The following is a 19,202-nucleotide window of genomic DNA, read 5'->3' on the forward strand; positions in this document are numbered from 1 at the left end:
GTTGAGTGCGCGATTCACAAGTCGCGCCACATGCGTTGAAGACTTAAGGGCGTTTCAGCGGCGATACAACACAGCAAGCCGGAAATGTCGTCCGGCTTAGCGTGGGAAGGCGAACAGGTCGGCGTCGGCATCCCGGTGGCCGGAAATGCCGGCGCTGACGATCTCCGCCGCGATGCGTGAATAGGTGATGCCGTTGCCGCCATAACCCATGGCTGCATGGATGCGCGGGTGGCCGGGAATGGTGCCGATATAGGGCAGGCCGGTCGGCGTGGTCCCGAACGAACCGGCCCAGGCGAATGCCGGTTTGGCATCGAGTCGCGGGAAAAGCCGCTTCAGCTTCGCCGAAATGCGATCCGATTTTTCGGCGATCAGCGCGTCGCGCCGAACCTCATCGGCGAAATCCTCGTCCTCGCCGCCACAGATCACCCGACCGTCCGCCGTCGCGCGCAAGTAAAGATAGGGGTCGGAGGCCTCCCAGATCAGATGCCTGCCCGGCCAAAGCGCCTGCCTTTGTGGTTTTGTTGCGATCGCCCAGGTCGAGATGATCTCGTGGTCGGTGGCGGGTATCAGGTTGGCGACGAGTTCGTAGCCGGTCGCCAGCACGACATGGCCGGCCGTAATCGTCGGGCCTTCCGCCGTCACCACCACCGCCTCTTCGCGTCCGGTCTGGATGGAGACAGCCTCGACGGGGGCGTAGAAGCGTGCCTTGCACTCCAGCGCCCTGTGCAACAGCCCGGCGGTCAGCTTTCTCGGGTCGAGTGCCAGATTGTCGTGGCTCAGGATGGCGCCCTGGCGTCGGATGCCGCACTGGTCTTGCAGTTCGGATGCGGCAAGATAGGTGGCGTGAATGCCGGCAAGGCGCCGGGCTTCTGCCTCGTCGCGCAATGCCGGCGCATCCAGAACATCGCCGGCAAGATAGAGCGAAGACCTGGTTTCCATGTTGCAACGGATGCCAAGTTCGCCGACGCGCGTCCTGAGGTTCAACACCGCAAGACGCGAACGTCGCCAGGCACGTTCGGCCTGTTCACGGCCGATGCTGCGGGCGAGTTTCGACAGCGGTTGATCGATCTCGAACTGGACGAGTGCGGTGGTCGCCGCAGTCGAGCCGAGGAGCGGTCCGCGCCTGTCGATGCAGACGACAGCATGGCCAGCATCGGTCAGGGCTTCGGCGATCAATGCGCCGCTGATGCCCATGCCGACGATGGCTACGTCGGTCCTGATGTCGCGGGTGAGCTTACCTGTCGGAACGGACGGTGCGCGGTAGGCGTGCCAGACGGGCCGTCCGGTCCTGAGGTCAAGCTTGCGGGTCATAGACGGGCGGATCTCCCTGGCCCGTGGTCAACGCCGCGCACCGATGGAGGTTCCGCCGCCGGCGGTTAGACCCAGCCCATGAGCTCGCGACGCGTGATCGTCTCGATCACCGCCATGCCTTCCGGACTGTCGTTGAGGCAAGGGATGTGGGAAAAATTCTTGCCGCCGGCATGGTGGAAGATCTCGGCGTTTTCGCCGGCGATCTCCTCCAGCGTCTCGATGCAGTCGGACGAGAAGCCGGGGTTGACGATGGCGATCGACTTGACGCCCTCCTTGGCCAGCCGCTCGACGGTCTTGTCGGTGTAAGGCTGCAGCCATTCCTGCGCACCGAAGCGCGACTGGAAGGTGGTCATCAGCTTCTTGTCGCTCATCGCCAGCCGCTCGCGCAGCAGCCGTGTCGTCTTCACGCAATGGCAGTGATAGGGGTCGCCCCTCTCGAAATAGGGCTTCGGGATGCCGTGATAGGAGGCGAGGATGACCTCCGGTTCGAAGTCGAGCTTGGCCAGGTGCTGCTCGATCGAGCGGGCCAGCGCTTCGATATAGACCGGCTCGTCATAATAGGCGGGAACCGTGCGGATCGACGGCATGGCGCGGATCTTCATTAGCGCGCGGAACAGCTGGTCGCTGGCGGTCGCCGTCGTCGTTGCCGAAAACTGCGGATAGAGCGGGAACATGACGATGCGGTCACAGCCCTGGGCGATCAGCTTCTTGACGACGCTCTCGGTCGACGGGTTGCCGTAGCGCATGGCCCAGTCGACGACGACGTCAGGCAGGTCGCTGAGCGCTTCTGCCAGCTTCTCGCCCTGGGCGCGGGTGAAGGTGCGCAACGGCGACTCATCGCGATCGGTGTTCCAGATCTTCTTGTAGTTCTCGCCCGACTTCTTCGGCCGCGTGTTGAGAACGATGCCGTAGAGGATGGGATACCAAAGCACCCTGGGCATCTCGATGACGCGCGGGTCGGACAGGAATTCGCGGAGATAGCGCCACATCGACTTCTTGTCGGTGCCGTCGGGCGTGCCGAGATTGACCAGGAGAACGCCGACCTTGCCCTTGCGCACCGCCGGATGACCGTTTGGAAACGCGCCCAGTGCCTTGGCCGATGTCTCGTCGATTGTGGTCGTCAGGTTCATTCGGTGTCTCCGTTACGCGGGATACCTAATTGAATGGGGTGGGCATTCAATGTCGCGTCTGGCCGCACCCTGCAAGGGAATAGGGCAACAGGGCAGCTGGGAGTAGGGTTTTGTCGCCCCAGTACCTTATTGCTTACTGCCCTATTGCCCGATTCGCCTGCCCGGAATCTAATAACCCGCCCGGCATGCCGGGCGGGTTTGCTTAAGCAATTGGCCCTGTTCAGTTTGCCGACGGGATCGAAAGCGTTCCGCCGATATGCAGGTCCTCGGCCTTGGCGTCCGGGTTGGCCGCGGCAATCGCCTGCCACTTGGTCGCGTCACCGAGATAGGTTTTGGCCAGATCCCAGAAGGTGTCGCCGCGGGCAATGGTGTGCGACTTGCCGGCGGCAGCCGGTGACGCCGCAGCGGGTGCAGTTGCCTCGGCAGGCTTGGCTGGCTCGACTGTCGGCGGCGTGCCGGCGATCTCGCCCGAGGCGCTCGGCAGCGCAGGCGTTGCCGGTGTGGCTTCGGTCGTTGCCGCGGGGGCGGCTTCAGCCGGCTTGGCCGGCTCGGCAGCAGGCGCTGCGGCAACGGTCGCGGCGATCTCGGTGATGCGGCCGTCGAGCTTGGGCGTGAACGGACGGTTCTTGCCGAGAAAGTCGGCAACGACCTGTTCGAGGCTCGGACCATAGTCGTAGGCGTTGGTGGCGTTCGACGCGAACAGCTTGTAGCCGTCGCCGCCCTGGCGGACGTAGTTGTTGGTCGCGACCGTATAGACCTTGGCTTCGTCGATCGGCTTCCAGGCGCCGCCGTCCATCACCTCGACCGATTTGATGCGGCCGGCATTGGCGGCGACCGATTTGTCGAAGGAGTATTTCAGGCCGGCGACCTGCGGAAACTTGCCCTTGCCTTCCTCGATCTCGCTGACGCCTGCCTCGAGCGAGGCGACGATGTCCTTGCCGGAGAGCTGGAAAGTGGCGAGCGTGTTCTGGAACGGCAAGACTGTGAGAACTTCGCCCATCGTCACCACGCCCTTGTCGATCGAGGCGCGGATGCCGCCGCCGTTCTGGAAGACGATGGTGACGCCCTGGTCCTTGACCCGGTCGAGGATGGCGTCGGAGATCAGGTTGCCCATCGCACATTCGCGGGCACGGCAATTATCGCGGCTGCCGTCGATCAGGTCGGTGGCCTCGGCGACTTCCTTGTTCTTCAGCTCTTCGATCGGCGCGCCGAGTTCCTTGATGCGGGCGAGAACCGCCTCGTCCGGCTTGACCGAGTTGTCGAGATAGATCGGGTCGCCCTTGGCTCCCTTGACCACGCCGTTGTCGTCGAAGGTGACGGTGAACTCGCCGAGATATTTGGAGTAGGACGCGGCCTGGGTGACCGGAACCTTGTAGCCCTCGGGGTTGTCGATCATCGTCGGGTAGGGGCCCTCGGCCTTGGCGTCGGTGTTCGACAACAGAGAATGCGAGTGGCCGCCGACGACAACGTCGACGCCGGGAATCTTGGCGATCAGTTCCTTGTCGCGGGGATAGCCGACATGGGTCAGCGCGATGATCTTGTTGACGCCCTCGGCCTTCAGCTTCTCGACTTCGGCGGTGATCGTCTTGATGTCGTCTTCGATGGCGATGTTCGGGCCGGGCGAGGCGATTTCCGGGGTATCGGTGGTGACGGCGCCGATGATGCCTATCTTCTGGCCGCCGACCTCGAGCACCAGTGACGGCTTGATGCGGTCGCCGACCTTGGACTGGGCATTCGGGTGGACGTTGGCCGAGAGAACCGGGAACTGGATCTTCTCGAGGAAAGGCACCAGCGCTTCTTCGCCGTCGTCGAACTCGTGGTTGCCCACGGTCATGGCGTCGAACTTCATCTGATTGAGGAATTCGGCTTCAACCGCGCCCTTGTAGGTGGTGTAGAACAAAGAGCCCTGGAAGTTGTCACCGCCATTGAGCAAGAGAACGTTCTGGCCTTCGAGTTTCTTGCGCTGTTCGGCAATCGCCGTGACCAGGCGCGCGGCACCGCCGATGCACTCGCCTTTGCCCTCTTCTTCGGCGGAGCAGGTCGATTCAAACTTGTTGTTGCTCTCAATGCGGCTGTGCCAGTCATTGATATGCATGATGGTCAACGTATAGTCGGCGAATGACGGCGCGGCGGAATAGCCGAATGCCGAGGCCGACAAAGCCGCAATGGCAGCCAATCTTTTCATGATGAAATCTCCCGAATGACCCCCGCGAGACGTTTAGCGTCTTCGCTTGATCGGAATGTTACACATTCCTTGGCGCCATGTTCACATTCCGAATTTTCGGATGCAAGGGAGAATCGGAAACGAAAAGCCGGCTTACTTGCCGGGCATGGCTTCCGGCCGCGCCGGAAGCCTGAAAGGAGATGCCGTGCCCGCCGAAGCGGGCTTGGAATGCCGTCAGGCGGTACGCCGGGTCAGGGTGAATTGCTGGCCGGCCGAGCTGGTGCAGTTGAGCTGGTTGGCCGAGATCAGCAGGCAGTTGAAGCTGATCGGCGACTGGCGGATCAGCGACGTGCCGTTGATCTGGACCGAGTTGGCGCCAGTCAGGATGTAGGTACCATCCGAGAGCTTCTGGCCGGTGTCGGTCGCGACCGTCTGGAACGAGCCGGCGGCAAAGGTGGAGAGCCCAGTGCCCTTGGCGTCGAGCCAGGCACCTTCCACACCCGTCGGCGCTGGCCTCACGCCACCGCCGCCCGAAGATCCGCCGCCGCTGGTCGAACAGCCGGCAATGGCGGCCGCAAGCAAGGCAAGCACTCCGGCCGAAGCAATTTTGCGCGAAGTCGTCATGAAAGAATCCTCTCCTCAGTCCGCAGCCTTCAATCGCCCGATTTTGCTTTCAAGGCAAGGCTTTGCCGGCCGACATCGTCGGTCGGGCAATTGCGAATTGACTGCGACTGTGGCCGATTTGCCCGCCCGTTGGGCCGTCAGGACCGCATGGGTAGATTGACAGTTTTTGTAAACGATGCAACTTTCGTATGCCGTAAAACACAAATGTTCTAGGCAAGGGATGTGCCTGGAGCAACTTAGACGCCTTGGGGAGGCAACATGGATTCGTTTCTGACCGGCCTGAAAGCGGCCGTGGACACGCTTGGAGCAACGGTACTGTTGCCCATCGTCATTTTCATCATCGCTGTGGTTCTCGGCGCCAAGGTGGGCAAGGCGTTCCGCGCCGCCATCACCATCGGTGTCGCCTTCATCGGCATCAACCTGGTGCTTGGGCTGATGCTCGGCTCGATCGGCGACGTCGCCAAGGCGATCGTCACCAACACCGGCATCCAGCGCGACATCGTCGATGTCGGCTGGCCGTCGGCTGCCGCCATTGCCTTCGGCTCGTCGGTCGGCCTGTGGGTCATTCCGATCGGTATTGCCGTCAACATCGCGCTGCTGCTTTTGCGACTGACGCGCACGCTCAACGTCGACGTCTGGAATTTCTGGCACTTTGCCTTCGTCGGTTCGCTGGCCACCGCCGCTACCGGCAGCCTCGGCTACGGCTTGGCGGTCGCAGCGCTCGTCGCAGCGCTTGCGCTGCTGTTCGCCGACTGGTCGGCACGCGCGGTGCAGCAGTTCTACGGCATTCCCGGTGTGTCGGTGCCGCATCTGGCCTCGGCGCAGATCCTGCCCATCGCCATCGTGCTGAACTGGATCATGGACCGCATTCCTGGCATCAACAGGATCAATATCTCGACCGAGACCATCGAGAAGCGCTTCGGCGTGTTCGGTGAGCCGGTCGTGCTCGGCCTGATCATCGGCCTCGTGCTTGGTGTGATCGCCTACTACAACGCCGGCGATTTCGGCACCGTGCTGTCCAAGGTGCTGACGACGGGCATGACGCTGGCTGCTGTGATGCTGCTTCTGCCGCGCATGGTGAAGGTGCTGATGGAAGGCCTGCTGCCAGTTTCGGACGCCGCCCAGGAATTCGTCCGCAAGCGCACCGGTGACCGTGAGCTGCTCGTCGGCCTCGACTCGGCGATCCTGATCGGTCACCCCGCCGCCATCTCGTCGTCGCTGATCCTGGTACCGATCGCCATCGTGCTGTCGGTCATCCTGCCCGGCAACCGCGTCATCCTGTTCGCCGATCTTGCAGTCATTCCGTTCATTGTCGCCATGACCGCGCCGCTGCTCAAGGGCAACGTCTTCCGCATGGTCATCGTCGGCACCGTCACGCTGGCGCTCGGCTTCTATGTCGCCAACGCGCTGGCGCCGCTGTTCACAAGTGCTGCCGTCTCGTCGGGCTTCCAGATGCCGGCCAATGCGGTGCAGATCACCTCTGTCGTCGACGGCTTCCTCTGGATCCCCTACGTGATCATCGAAGCGATCCAGGGCCTCGCCATCGCCGGCCTGGTTCTGCTCGCGGCGGTGATTGCCCTGCTGTTCGTCCTCTACCGCCGCAACAGCGCGGCATGGGAGCGCGCGGCGGGCGCCGAGGACGAAGCCGAGCAGGCAGCCCCTGCCGTCCGCGCCAAGGCTTCGGCACACGCCTGACATCGAAAACCCGGACCGGCGGCGCGTGCCGCCGGTTTCGGACACTGGAGTAGTTGAATGGCGCGAGCCCTGATGAACTTTCTCGATCCCCAAGCCATTGCCCTGGGGGTCGAGGCACAAGACAACGAAGCGGTCATCCGCCTGCTGGCCGGCAAGCTCGAGGCACTCGGCTATGTCCGGCCATCCTATGCGGGCGCCGTGGTAAGGCGCGAGGCGACGATGCCGACCGGCCTGCCGCTCGGCTACGCCCTCAATGTCGCCATTCCGCACACCGACCCGGAGCATGTCCTGAAACCGGGGATCGCGCTGGCCGTGCTGCGAAAGCCGGTGGACTTCGCCAACATGGAAGATCCCGACGAGGCGGTGCCGGTCGGCTACGTGTTCCTGCTTGCCATCAACGACAAGGACAAGCAGATAGATATGCTTCAGGAAATCATGGACACCATCCAGAGCGAGGCGGCGCTTGCCAGCCTCAGCAACGCCAGGTCGATCGAAGACATCGGCGCAGTGCTCGGCTAGCTATAGGAAGGGATTTACTCGATGGCCAAACAGAAGACCGTTCTCTTTGCCTGTGGCACCGGCGTCGCCACCTCGACGGCGGTCAACGCCACCGTCACCGAAGCCATGAAATCGCGCGGGCTGATCTTCAACGCCATGCAGTGCAAGGCGACCGAAGTGCCGAGCCTCGCCGACAATGTCGATCTTATCGTTTCGACGACGCCGATCTCGGCGTCGGTGACTGTCCCTGTCATCAAGGGGCTCGCCTTCCTGACCGGCATCGGCAAGGACAAGGCGCTCGACGACATCGAGGCCGAGCTGCGCAAGTAGCCTCAGCCTCCAACCCATCAAACAAAAAGGGCGCCGTTTGGCGCCCTTTTCGTATTCAAGTCCTGGCGCTCAGCGCACCAGGATGTTGCGGAACTGCCAGGGATCTTCCTTGTCGAGGTCCTCCTCGAACAGGCCGGGGCGGCCTTCAAGCGGCGTCCAGTCGGTGTAGTAGCCGTTGACCGGCCCGAGATACTGCTTTTGCACTTCAAGGCAGCGCTTGTAGTCGACCTCGTCGGCTTCGACGATGCCGGCCTCGGGGTTCTCAAGAGCCCAGACCATGCCGGCGAGCACAGCGGAAGACACCTGCAGGCCGGTGGCGTTCTGGTAGGGTGCGAGCTTGCGCGCCTGTTCGAGCGTCAGCTGCGAGCCATACCAGTAGGCGTTCTTGTCGTGGCCATAGAGCAGCACGCCGAGTTCGTCCGATCCGTCGACGAGTTCGTTCTCGTCAAGCACGTGATGGACTGGCTGTGCCTTGCCGGCTGCGCCGAACATCTCGTGCAGCGACAGCACCGCGTCGTTGCAGGGATGGTAGGCGTAGTGGCAGGTCGGGCGGTAGGTCACCTTGCCCTTCTTCGAGCGCACGGTGAAGAAGTCGGAGATCGAGATCGCCTCGTTGTGGGTGACCAGGAAGCCGTATTGCGGGCCGGGTGTCGGGCACCAGGTGCGAACGCGGGTGTTGGCGCCGGGCTGCTCGAGATAGATCGCAGCCTTGGTGCCCTTCTTGAACTTCTTGGCGTTCTTGGGCTTCCAGGTCTCGTGGGTGCCCCAGCCGAGCTCTGCCGGCTGCAAACCTTCCGAAATGAAGCCTTCGACCGACCAGGTGTTCCAGAATACGTTCATCGGCTTGGGATTCTTGGTGCGCTGGGTGTCGCGCTCGGCGATGTGGATGCCCTTGACGCCGGCCTTCTTCATCAGCGCGGCCCAACCGTCACGGTCGTTGGTCGCCGGTTCCTCGAAGTCGAGGCCGAGATCCCTGGACAGGTTGACCAGCGCCTGCTTGACGAACCACGAGACCATGCCGGGATTGGCGCCGCAGGTCGAAACGGCTGTCGTTCCGCCCGGGTGCTTGCGCCGCTCTTCCAGCAGCGTCTCGCGCAGCGCGTAGTTGGTGCGCTCGCCATTGTCGGCGCTGTTGTCGAAGTAGAAGCCGAGCCACGGCTCGATGACGGTGTCGACGTAGAGCGTGCCGAGCTTGCGGCACAGATGCATGAGCTCCACGGAACCGGTGTCGACCGAGAGGTTGACACAGAAGCCCTGGCCACCGCCATTGGTCAGCAGCGGCGTCAAAAGCGCCTTGAAATTGTCCTTGGTTACCGCCTCCTGGATGAATTTGATGCCACGCTCATCCGCGAGTTTTCGGTTTTCGTCGCTGGGATCGATAATCACCATGCGCGACTTGTCGAACTTGAAATGGCGTTCAATGAGGGGGAGCGTTCCGCGGCCGATCGAACCAAAGCCGATCATCACAACAGGACCAGTAATCTCACCGTAAACGGGCCATTTTTCATTCGCCATTTTTTATGGCACTCCTTCTCACACTAAAAGAGCCGGGCCCCGATTGACCCGGCTTCAACGGCTAAACCATACATGCTTGTCACAATAAAGCGAATCCAGTTCCCACATCCTGTAGGAACCGGACGTTATGCCGCTATTCTTAGCCGGCGGAGGCGATGCCGTTGAGGAAACCGACCAACCTGTCGCGGTCGGCGGTCAGGCCCTTGTAGTCGAGCTGATCCCGGTCGAGGCTCATCAGTTGTCCGGCGAAAGACGGGGCCAGTTGGGCCCTGTCGGGATTGCGCGCAAGCACCGCCAGCGGGTCGAGATAGATGCGGATGGTGAAAAGGATATCACCTGAGATGGGCAGCTTGCGCAGGGTCTGGCGCTCGACGCGGATGAAGGCGTGGGCGGCGACGTCGGCACAGGGAAAGGTCGAATCCGTTTCCGCCGAGCGGGCTAAACGCTGACGATCGGACAGCGGGTGATAGAGCTCGCCATTGGCCTGAACCGACCAGTTGAAGCGCTCGACCAAGACCGCGAGCTTGTCGAACATGCGGGCGATCAGCTCGTTCATGCGAGTGCCCGGCCCGAATCCGGGGACGGGGCCGTGAATGTCGTGGATCGCCTTGCCGAACTTCTCGGTCAGCCGCCACGACGAGGGAAAGCACAGCGAACCGGCGGCCAGCCTCCAGCCATTTTCACCCTGCCGCATCAGGATCAGGTCTTCCTGGACGAGTTTTGACGCGGCAATCAAAGGGTTGTCGCCAGCGTTGGTGACGTCGACGAAGCGGCCGGAGCCTGCGATCACACAGCGCCCGCCTTCGAGGCGATAGGTCTCCGGATAGCGCTCGACCAAGTGCGCGACCAGAAGGTCAAGCACCTCCTGCTGGGCCGCACGCGTCTCAGGCTCGGCGACGAAGACCTTGTCGGGGATCTCGGCGTAGAGCCGGTCCTTCTGCGCGAGATAGGCTTCGAGATGCTCGTCCAGCTCGATCCAGTCGCGCGCTTCGGCCTGTTTCAGTCCGATGGCGAAAGGTTTGGAGGTGCCGTCGTAAGGCGTATGCGCAGGGATCACAGGGTGGTCGGCCACTGCGGCGGGCGATTGCGCCTGGTGTGGTAGACACGCAGCACTTCTATGTTGCCGTCCTTGACGCGGTACGGAATGAAGTAGGGCAGGTCGGGCACCGCACATTCGCGTACGGACTCGCGACCGGCGGTCGGGCGCCCGATGTCGGGCCGCTCCTCGATCAGCCGCAGCGCCTTGATGATGCGCTCGCCGACCTTCTGCGCCATTTCTGGGTCATCAGCGGCAATGGTCGTGCGGAGCTCGGCGAGATAACGGACGGCGCGGGGAAGGATGCGTAGCGTCATGTCTCGGCGGCGCCTGCTTCTGGAGCTGGCAGTTCACTCTCGGATCCCCATGACGCCAGCCAATCCGTCACGGTTTCTCCCAGCACGAATGTGCCTTCGTCGGCCTCGCGTTCGGCCTCGCGCACGCTGGCGAGATAGGCCTGCTGGTCTCCGACATAGGCGGCCACTGCTTCCTTGATGATGAAGGCGCGCGAACGTCTCGTCAGCGTTGCATAATCGTCTACTTCGCAGCGCAGATCGTCGGGCAGGCTGATAGAGAATTTGGATTCGCTGGCCATGTTCAGGCTCTACAAATGCACCTGGGAACAATGTAGTCGACTATCGCGGTGAGTCAAACCTAACCTCGCACCAGCTTTGCCGGTATCAACCCGCGTAGCGAATTCCCGACCCATAGTCTTGATGCCCCGCCAAGGTCATCTAAGCTCAAAATGGTCTCGACGGCTTCGCCGCGCTCAAGCATTTCGCCGCGCAAAACCCCGGCAAGCAGGCCGCAAGCAAGTGCAGGCGTCCTGAGTGGTCCACCCTCGCCAAGATCAACAAAGATGCTGGTGATGGTGCCTTCGCAGACGTTTCCCGCCTGGTTGAGCAGGATCATCTCGTCGGCTTTTTCGCGGGAAAACTCGGCGCGGGCACGGTCATAGGCTTCGCGGCGCGTGGTCTTGTGGCGCAGCAGCAGATTTGAGCTGTCGAGACGAGTCGCGGCGATGCGTATTGTCCACATGGCATCAGGCGCAAGCGCTGCGAATGGCTGGGTGGTGACGTCTGTGCTGCCGTCGGCGGCAAGGGCGAGCCGGACCCGCAAGGCAGCGTCGCCGGTGGCTGCACGTTTCAGGTTTTGCCCGACAATTTCGCGGTCGAAGCCGAAGCCAAGGGCTCGCGCTGAAGCTTCGAGCCGGCCGAGGTGCCGATCGCCGCGGAGGAAACCGCCAGCCGGCTCCCAGCGCAACGTCTCGATCAGGTCGAAGCCGGAACCGTGCCCGTGGCGAAGCGTGCTTTCAGAAGACATTCCGCATACTCCGCTTCCGCAGTCGAATCGAACACCACGCCGCCGCCGACATTGTAGACGGCCTCGCCGTCCTCATGCAGCGTGATGGTGCGGATCGCCACCGAAAAGCGCATCGTGCCGCCGGGCGCTATCCAGCCGATGGCGCCGCAATAGACGTCACGTGGGGTGCTCTCCAGTTCGCGCAGGATTTCCATCGCGCGGATTTTCGGAGCTCCTGTGATCGAGCCACACGGAAACAGAGCCGCGAAGACCTGCTCGATGCTGAGATCGGGCAACAGCTTCGCCCGCACGGTGCTGACCATCTGGTGCACCGTCGGGTAGCTCTCGATGCGAAACAGCTCGGGAACGTCGAGTGTACCGACTTCGCTGATCAGCGAGATGTCGTTGCGCAGCAGATCGACGATCATGCGGTTTTCCGCCTGGTTCTTCTCGTCGTTGCGCAGGAATTCCCTGAGGGCGGCATCCTCTTCCGGCGTTTTGCCGCGCGGGGCGGTGCCTTTCATCGGATGGGTCTCTATCCAGCCGTCGCTGTCGATCTCGAAGAAAAGTTCGGGCGAGCGCGACAGCACCGTGGGGCCGCCGAGCGAGACCAGCGCGCCATATTTCACCGGCTGCCGGGCAATCAAGGCGTCGAAGGCGTCCAGCGGGGTGCCCGACCACTGCGCCTGGACCGGAAAGGTCAGGTTGGCCTGGTAGCAGTCGCCCTGGCGCAGGTGCTGGTGCAGCTTGTTGAAGCGGCGCTCATAGTCCGCTTCCGACCATGTCGCCCGTGCATCGAAGATCGGCCCGTTGGTGACGGCCGCGCGCGATGCCGGACGGTCGTTGTCCGACGGCTGGTCGAACACGCCGAGGCAGACCAGCGGCGCGCGTCGGCCCCCGGGAAGCAGCGGCCGCAGCTTCGGTTCGAGCAGGTAGCCGGCCTCGTAGGAGAAGTAGCCGGCGAGCCACTTGCCCTGTTCGTGCGCCTTCTGGGCTGCCTGCAATGCCGGGAAAAAATCCGCAGCGTCCTGGGCAACGATGATCTCGCGCGGTGCCTCGAACAGCACCTCGCGGCCGGCGGGGTCGTCCCTGAACAGGACGAAGGGGGAGTGGGGACCAGTCATGACAGTTGCCTGGGGACGCGATCAGTCCAGCGCTTCCAGTTCGTCGATGAGGCTGCTGATGACGGCAAGCCCCTTCTGCCAGAAGGCGGGATCGGTGGCGTCGAGCCCGAACGGTTTCAGCAGCTCCGAATGATGCTTGGTGCCGCCGGCGCGCAGCATCTCGAAATACTTGTCCTGAAAGCCGCGCTCGGCATTCTGGTAGACGGCATAGAGCGAATTCACCAGGCAGTCGCCGAAGGCATAGGCATAGACGTAGAAGGGCGAGTGGATGAAGTGCGGGATGTAGGACCAGAACACCTCGTAGCCTTCGCGCAGCTTGATCGCCGGCCCCAGGCTCTCGGCCTGAACCTCGAGCCAGAACTGGCCGAGCTGGTCCGAGGTCAGCTCGCCGTTCTTGCGTTCGGAATGGACCTTGCGCTCGAATTCGTAGAAGGCGATCTGGCGCACGACCGTATTGATCATGTCCTCGACCTTCTGCGCCAGCATCGCCTTGCGCTCGCGCTTGTCCGTGGTGCGGTCGAGCAGTGAGCGGAAAGTCAGCATCTCGCCGAACACGCTTGCCGTTTCGGCAAGCGTCAGCGGCGTCGAGGCCATCAGGGCGCCCTGGCCGGCTGCAAGGACCTGGTGCACGCCGTGGCCGAGTTCGTGGGCAAGGGTCATCACGTCGCGCGGCTTGCCCATGTAGTTGAGCAGCACGTAGGGGTGCGCCGACGGCACCGTCGGGTGGGCAAAGGCGCCCGGCGCCTTGCCGGGGCGGACCGGGGCGTCGATCCAGCGGCGGTCGAAGAAGTCACGCGCGATCTCGGCCATTTCGGGCGAGAAGCGCTGGTAGGCGGTCAGCACCGTATCCTTGGCATCGTCCCAGCCGATCGTCGCCTGCGGCGTCTCGGGCAGCGGCGCGTTGCGGTCCCAGTGGTTCATCACCTCCATGCCGAGCCACTTGGCCTTCATCTTGTAGTAGCGATGCGACAGGCGCGGGTAGGCGGCGCGGACGGCTGCCGCGAGCGCGTCGACGACCTCGCGCTCGACGCGGTTGGCGAGGTGGCGCGAGTCGGCGATGTCCTCGAAGCCGCGCCAGCGGTCGGAGATTTCCTTGTCCTTGGACAAAGTGTTGGTGATCAGCGTAAAGACGCGCTGATTCTTGCGGAAGGTCGCAGCAAGCGCGTCTGATGCTGCCTTGCGAACCTCGCCATCGGGATCCTGGAGCATGTTCAGCGCCGGCTCGAGCGCCAGCTCCTCGCCACCGATGTTGAAGCGCAGGTCGGTCATGGTCTCGTCGAACAGCCGGTTCCAGGCGCCGCGCCCGGTGATCGACTTTTCATGGAACAGCTGCTCGACGCGGTCTTCGAGTTGGTAGGGCTTGTCCTTGCGTAGGTCGAGCACCCAGGGACGGTAATGGCCGAAAGCCGGGTCGGCATCGAGCGCCTTGAGGATGAGGTCGTCATCGACCAGGTTCAGCTCGAGCGCGAAGAACAGAAGATGCGCGCTGGCATCCGTCATCTTTTCCTGCACGTCGCCATAGAGCTTCGAGCGCTTGGGGTCGGAGGTGTCGCCGGCATAGACGAGCCCGGCGTAGGAAACGACGCGGCCGACCAGCTCTTCCAGCGCCTCATAGGTGCGCATCGCCTCGCCGAGCTTGCCGGCGCCCCCGCGCCCGGCCTCGATGGCAAGCGTACCTTTCCAGCGCGCCTCGAAGGCAACGGCATCGGCCGAGGCTTTCTCGAGGTCGCGGGCTAGCTCCGGCGCGTCCATGCTGGAATAGAGGTCGGCAAGGTTCCATTCGGGCAGTTCGCCCAGCCCTGCCGCGCTCCCGGCGGAGGCAATGGCCGACATCTGTTGCCCGGAATTCCAACGCATTGCGTCTTCCTTTTCACTGACTTTGACCGGTTGGATTCAATCCTAAGGGATTCGTTCACCGGCTTTCTTGAAACCTTATTTAGAACCCTGTGCCAGGATGATCCACATCCAATCAGCAACTGCGGGCATATTGCGGACATTCATGGCAGGTTCGATTCTCATAGTCGATGACGATCCCGTACAACGTCGCCTCGTCGACGCCGCGGTGACGAAATTCGGCCACACCGCCATAACTGTCGACGGCGGCGAAGCCGCGCTGCGCATGCTCGACGGACCCCGCGCGGGCGAGATCGGGGTGATCATCCTCGACCTGTCCATGCCCGGGCTCGACGGCATCGGCGTGCTCAAGGCGATGCGCGAACGCGGCATCGCCCTTCCGGTCATCGTCCAGACCGCCCAAGGCGGCATCGAAACCGTGGTTTCGGCGATGCGCAACGGCGCCTTCGACTTCGTCGTCAAGCCGGCCTCGCCAGACCGGCTGGCTGCGGCAATCGACAACGCGCTCAAGGTCGAAGCGGTCGAGGACCAGGTGCGCCGTACGGCACGCCGCGGCAGCGGCTTGCTCACCTTCCGCGACATGGTCACCCGCAGCCCGACCATGGACCGTGTCATCCGACTCGGCCAGAAGGCCGCAGCTTCCAACATCCCGATCCTGATCGAGGGCGAATCGGGTGTCGGCAAGGAGCTCGTGGCGCGCGCCATCCAGGGCTCCGGCGACCGCCGCTCGAAACCCTTCGTCACCGTCAATTGCGGCGCCATTCCCGACAATCTCGTCGAGAGCATCCTGTTCGGCCATGAGAAAGGCTCGTTCACCGGTGCGACGGAGAAACACCCGGGCAAGTTCGTCGAGGCCAACCACGGCACGCTGTTCCTCGACGAGATTGGCGACCTGCCGCTCGACGTGCAGGTCAAGCTGTTGCGCGCGGTGCAGGAGGGCGAGGTCGATCCGGTCGGCGGCCGCGCGACGGTCAAGGTCGACATCAGGCTGATTTCGGCGACGCACCGCAATCTCCTGCAGCAGGTCAAGGACAGCAAGTTCCGCGAGGACCTTTTCTACCGCCTCAACGTCTATCCGATCTTCGTGCCGCCGCTGCGCGACCGTCGCGACGACATCCCGCTTTTGGTCAGCCATTTCATCTCGCGTGTCGCGCCCGCCAGTCCGCATGGCCGCATACCGATGATCTCGGAAGGTGCGCTGGCGCTGCTTCAGGCCTATGACTGGCCGGGCAACATCCGGCAGCTCGAAAACGCGGTGTTCCGCGCCTGCGTGCTGTCCGAGGGCGATATCCTTACCGAGGACGAGTTCCCGCAGATCCGCGCCCAGGTCGAAGGCGTGGTCGATCTTGGCGGCGAAGCCGTGCCCGCGGCAGCCAAGATCGTCGTGGACAGGCCGACGTCTGCCGCAGCCCTTCAGCCGCCGGCACCGGAGCGGCTTCGGCCGGGAATGCTGCGTGCGCTCGACGAGCGCGGCAATGTCCGGGCGCTTGCCGATGTCGAGTTGGAGATGATCCGGCTCGCCATCGATCACTACAACGGCCAGATGAGCGAGGTCGCCCGGCGGCTGGGAATCGGCCGCTCGACGCTGTATCGTAAACTCAAGGAATACGGCATCGATCCCGAGACCGGTCGCAGCGAGCGGTTGGCCTCTTGAAATTTTGTTGCCGCTGATTTTGATTTAAAGCTTGCGTGTCGCTTGCGGGGCGCAGCGCACTACAGTTTCGTGCGTATTTGTTCAGTGGTGTTTTTGTGGTTTAAACCAGTGGTTTACCATGAAAAGGTGCGATTCCTTTTTGCTGGGATATCGCCATGGTGTTACCGCATTTCGCCTTCAATAAGCAGTGATTAACCATTAGGATCGATATTCGGACGCGAATCCGTAAGCGTGTCCGGGCTTCAAATCCGGGGACAGATGGCAGCCTAACAGGGCCTTTTGATTTGAATAGGATCGAGAACACCGAAGGGCGTCGCTCGAAATCGAATGGTTGGCAGAAGTGGCTTACAGCCGCGATGCTAACGTTTGGTTTCCTGACAGCCTCTCAGGCGACAGCCTCCGCCGAAACGCGGACACTCAAGCTGTACTACACCCACACGGGTGAGCGGGCTGAGATCACGTTCAAGCGCAATGGCCGCTATGATCAGGCTGGCCTCAAGAAGCTTAATCAGTTCCTGCGCGACTGGCGCCGCAACGAGCCGACCAAGATGGACCCGCGTCTGTTCGACGTGGTCTGGGAGGCCTATCGTTCCTCCGGTGCCCGCGACTACATCCACGTCGTCTCCGCCTATCGCTCGCCGGCGACCAATTCGCTGCTGCGCAGCCGCTCCAGCGGCGTTGCGGAAAAAAGCCAGCACATGCTCGGCAAGGCGATGGACTTCTTCATTCCGGGCGTGCCGTTGAAGAAACTGCGTGACGCGGGCCTGCGTGTCCAGGCCGGCGGCGTTGGCTATTATCCGCGTTCCGGTTCGCCCTTCGTCCACATGGACGTCGGCAATGTGCGCCACTGGCCACGCATGAGCCGCAAGGAACTCGTCGCGGTGTTCCCATCGGGCAAGACCTTGCACGTGCCGAGCGACGGCAAGCCGCTGCCCGGCTTCGAGCAGGCTTTGGCCTCCTATCAGTCGCGCAAGGCGAGCGGTGACTTCGTACTTGCCAGTGCGACGCCTGCCAAGCGCAGCGGCGGCCTGTTTGCCGCGCTGTTCGGCGGTGGTGCCGACGAGGAAGAGGATACCGGCGAAATCGCAGTGGCCGCCGTTCAGCCCAAGAAGGCGCCGACCAAGGCCATATCAGCGGAGGCACCGGTTCAGAAGGCGCTGCCCGGCATCCAGATCGTGGCGCCCGAGAATGCGCAGCGCGCCGAGATCCCACAGGTGGCCGAAGAGGCACCTGACCAGCAAGCGCCCGAGACCATCATCGCGGCCTTGCCGGCGCGCAGCGTTCCACTGCCAGGTGTAGCCCCGCGGCCGCAGGCCGAGGTTGGCATGGCGACCGCCGAGAACGTGCCGTTCGGTGCTGCTTCGGCACCGCTGGCCGAAGGTGAGCAGCCGACCGCCGTCGAGCAGCAGATCGCAGCCAATGTGCCGCTGCCGACCTGGCGCCCGAACCACACTCCGCCGGCCGAGCTCAAGCCCGAGAGCCAGAACGTGCTGATGGCGTTGGCCTCGACGGATGACGCGCCTGCAATTGCCAGCGACGTCAACGCACCGCTGCCGTCGGCCCGTCCGCAGGACATGACCGTTGAAGCTGCCCTGGCCGCTGCGAACGACATTCCCGCCGAAGACGAGTCCGCCCAGGACGAACTTGAGATCGCCTCGCTTGCGCCGCAGCCGGAGCCGCGTTCGGTCTTCGACCAGCCCGAGGCAATTGCAACCGCAACTCCTGCAGCTGCAACGCCCAAGAACGCGATCACCACCGCCTCGGCCGGCACCGACCCTGCCGCGGCCGTCGGTGGCAACGTCAAGACGACGCGCAAGTCGGCCCGCCCGTTGGCTCAGGAAGCCAAGCCGGATCCCAAGGCCGTGGTCGTTGCCGCTGCGCCCGACGCCGCACGCTGGGCACTGCGCAGCGGCACGCAGGTGACGACGGTCACGACCAACACCAAGGCGCCCGGCTTTGCCTACAACATGGTTCGGACGGCTCCGACCGAGGTTTACACGGCGGGCTTCCAGCAGGGCGACCAGTCGGCAAGTGCCCACAAGTTCTCCGGCGCAGCCGTGAAATTCCTCTCGGTGGCCCGGTTCTCGACGAACTGATCAACATCAAGACAATCAAAAAGCCGCGCGGGGCAACCTGCGCGGCTTTTTGTTTTTGGTCTCACCTTCTCCCGCTGGGGGCTAGAGCGTTTCCGCGTTTCTTCGAATCGCGGAATCTCTCTATCTTCTTGTTTTTGTGCATTGCGGACGGAAAACCGCTGCACACTTTTCCTGGAATTGCTCCAAGGCAAGAAACTCAGTTCTTGCGCAGCTTGTTCGCTTCGGCGGCAAGCGCCTCGATGCCGGCCCAGTCGCCTGCCTTGACCATGTCGTCGGGGGCGACCCACGAGCCGCCGACGCAGACGACGTTCGGCAGGCTGAGATAATCCCTGGCGTTCTTCGCCGAGATGCCACCCGTCGGGCAGAATTTTACTCCGGCAATGGGCGAGGCCAGTGCCTTGAGGAACGATGCGCCGCCGGCCTGCTCGGCGGGGAAGAACTTCAGGAAGTCGAGCCCGGCTTCAAGCGCGCCCATGATTTCGCCCGGCGTGATGGTGCCCGGCAACAGCGGCACGTCACTTTGCGCGGCATGTGCTGCCAGTTCGCGCGTCAGGCCGGGGCTGACGATGAATTTCGAGCCGGCGGCGACGGCTTCGTCGAAATGGCGCGCGCTGAGGATTGTACCGGCGCCGACAATGCAGTCCTCGACCTCGGCGGCGACACGGCGGATGCATTCCAGTGCTTCATCGGTCCTGAGCGTGATCTCGATCGCCCGGAGACCGCCTCGCGCCAGCGCGCGGGCCAGCGGCACGGCGTCGGCGGCGCGCTCGATCTTCAGCACCGGAATGACCGGCTGGCCATCCAGCAGCGCAAGCAGTTTCTGGGTTTTGCTGGTCATGGCATCTTACTCCGCTGTCAATTTTCAACCG

Annotated in this window: 17 protein-coding genes; 5 read left to right on the forward strand and 12 right to left on the reverse strand. The window is 63.2% G+C overall.

The genetic code is table 11. The annotated features are described in order from the left end of the window. Nucleotides 1-96: 96 nt before the first annotated feature. The 4 genes from N7E70_RS09965 to N7E70_RS09980 all read right to left on the reverse strand — a co-directional run bounded on the left by N7E70_RS09965 (nt 97) and on the right by N7E70_RS09980 (nt 5,229). Nucleotides 97-1,311, reverse strand: a complete 1,215-nt coding sequence (locus N7E70_RS09965) for an NAD(P)/FAD-dependent oxidoreductase (RefSeq protein ID WP_263006237.1) — start codon at nt 1,309-1,311, stop codon at nt 97-99. 65 nt (nt 1,312-1,376) lie between these two features. Beyond that, entirely contained in the window at nt 1,377-2,441 is a 1,065-nt protein-coding gene (gene hemH, locus N7E70_RS09970) for a ferrochelatase (RefSeq protein ID WP_182575416.1), read from the reverse strand. 220 nt (nt 2,442-2,661) lie between these two features. Further along, nucleotides 2,662-4,626 (reverse strand): 5'-nucleotidase C-terminal domain-containing protein, encoded by a 1,965-nt coding sequence (locus N7E70_RS09975; RefSeq protein ID WP_263006238.1) that lies wholly within the window; start codon nt 4,624-4,626, stop codon nt 2,662-2,664. Nucleotides 4,627-4,839: 213 nt separating this feature from the next. After that, the gene (locus tag N7E70_RS09980; RefSeq protein ID WP_067958382.1) at nt 4,840-5,229 is read right to left on the reverse strand and encodes a hypothetical protein; all 390 of its coding nucleotides are present in this window, start codon (nt 5,227-5,229) and stop codon (nt 4,840-4,842) included. Nucleotides 5,230-5,487: 258 nt separating this feature from the next. Here N7E70_RS09980 and N7E70_RS09985 point away from each other — a divergent pair, with 258 nt between their 5' ends. Genes N7E70_RS09985 through N7E70_RS09995 form a run of 3 tightly spaced genes read left to right on the forward strand, consistent with a single transcriptional unit; the run spans nt 5,488 to nt 7,752 of the window. Continuing rightward, nucleotides 5,488-6,924 carry a PTS galactitol transporter subunit IIC gene (locus tag N7E70_RS09985; protein WP_067958385.1) on the forward strand — a complete coding sequence of 479 codons (1,437 nt, stop codon included), beginning with the start codon at nt 5,488-5,490 and terminating at the stop codon, nt 6,922-6,924. 57 nt (nt 6,925-6,981) lie between these two features. Beyond that, on the forward strand, nt 6,982-7,443 hold the full coding sequence (locus tag N7E70_RS09990) for a PTS sugar transporter subunit IIA (protein ID WP_067958387.1): 462 nt from the start codon (nt 6,982-6,984) through the stop codon (nt 7,441-7,443). 21 nt (nt 7,444-7,464) lie between these two features. Further along, nucleotides 7,465-7,752, forward strand: a complete 288-nt coding sequence (locus N7E70_RS09995) for a PTS sugar transporter subunit IIB (RefSeq protein ID WP_067958390.1) — start codon at nt 7,465-7,467, stop codon at nt 7,750-7,752. A gap of 69 nt (nt 7,753-7,821) precedes the next feature. Here N7E70_RS09995 and N7E70_RS10000 read toward each other — a convergent pair whose 3' ends face one another. From N7E70_RS10000 to N7E70_RS10030, 7 genes are all read right to left on the reverse strand, one after another. After that, on the reverse strand, nt 7,822-9,267 hold the full coding sequence (locus tag N7E70_RS10000; protein ID WP_263006239.1) for a homospermidine synthase: 1,446 nt from the start codon (nt 9,265-9,267) through the stop codon (nt 7,822-7,824). A gap of 139 nt (nt 9,268-9,406) precedes the next feature. Then, nucleotides 9,407-10,324, reverse strand: coding sequence for a heme-dependent oxidative N-demethylase family protein (locus N7E70_RS10005; protein WP_263006240.1), 918 nt, complete (start codon nt 10,322-10,324; stop codon nt 9,407-9,409). Next, the gene (locus tag N7E70_RS10010; RefSeq protein WP_067958394.1) at nt 10,321-10,620 is read right to left on the reverse strand and encodes a type II toxin-antitoxin system RelE/ParE family toxin; all 300 of its coding nucleotides are present in this window, start codon (nt 10,618-10,620) and stop codon (nt 10,321-10,323) included. Before N7E70_RS10010 ends, N7E70_RS10005 begins: the two co-directional genes overlap by 4 nt. Next, nucleotides 10,617-10,898 (reverse strand): CopG family ribbon-helix-helix protein, encoded by a 282-nt coding sequence (locus tag N7E70_RS10015; RefSeq protein WP_067958397.1) that lies wholly within the window; start codon nt 10,896-10,898, stop codon nt 10,617-10,619. Before N7E70_RS10015 ends, N7E70_RS10010 begins: the two co-directional genes overlap by 4 nt. 59 nt (nt 10,899-10,957) lie before the next feature. Then, nucleotides 10,958-11,626, reverse strand: coding sequence for an aminotransferase class IV family protein (locus tag N7E70_RS10020; protein WP_182576025.1), 669 nt, complete (start codon nt 11,624-11,626; stop codon nt 10,958-10,960). After that, on the reverse strand, nt 11,575-12,729 hold the full coding sequence (locus N7E70_RS10025; protein ID WP_067958403.1) for an aminodeoxychorismate synthase component I: 1,155 nt from the start codon (nt 12,727-12,729) through the stop codon (nt 11,575-11,577). Before N7E70_RS10025 ends, N7E70_RS10020 begins: the two co-directional genes overlap by 52 nt. A 21-nt stretch (nt 12,730-12,750) precedes the next feature. Then, nucleotides 12,751-14,586, reverse strand: a complete 1,836-nt coding sequence (locus N7E70_RS10030; RefSeq protein ID WP_182576024.1) for a M3 family oligoendopeptidase — start codon at nt 14,584-14,586, stop codon at nt 12,751-12,753. 142 nt (nt 14,587-14,728) lie between these two features. Here N7E70_RS10030 and N7E70_RS10035 point away from each other — a divergent pair, with 142 nt between their 5' ends. Both N7E70_RS10035 and N7E70_RS10040 read left to right on the forward strand, forming a co-directional pair. Continuing rightward, nucleotides 14,729-16,237, forward strand: a complete 1,509-nt coding sequence (locus N7E70_RS10035; RefSeq protein ID WP_182576023.1) for a sigma-54-dependent transcriptional regulator — start codon at nt 14,729-14,731, stop codon at nt 16,235-16,237. Between the two features lie 356 nt (nt 16,238-16,593). After that, nucleotides 16,594-18,333, forward strand: a complete 1,740-nt coding sequence (locus N7E70_RS10040; protein WP_263006241.1) for a DUF882 domain-containing protein — start codon at nt 16,594-16,596, stop codon at nt 18,331-18,333. Between the two features lie 196 nt (nt 18,334-18,529). Here N7E70_RS10040 and N7E70_RS10045 read toward each other — a convergent pair whose 3' ends face one another. Next, a complete protein-coding gene (locus tag N7E70_RS10045) occupies nt 18,530-19,171 on the reverse strand; it encodes a 2-dehydro-3-deoxy-phosphogluconate aldolase (RefSeq protein WP_263006242.1) in 642 nt (213 codons plus the stop codon). Nucleotides 19,172-19,202: the final 31 nt, after the last annotated feature.

It is taken from the genome of Aminobacter sp. NyZ550 (genome assembly GCF_025628925.2).
In the GTDB taxonomy this organism is placed as follows: Bacteria; Pseudomonadota; Alphaproteobacteria; order Rhizobiales; family Rhizobiaceae; genus Aminobacter; species Aminobacter ciceronei.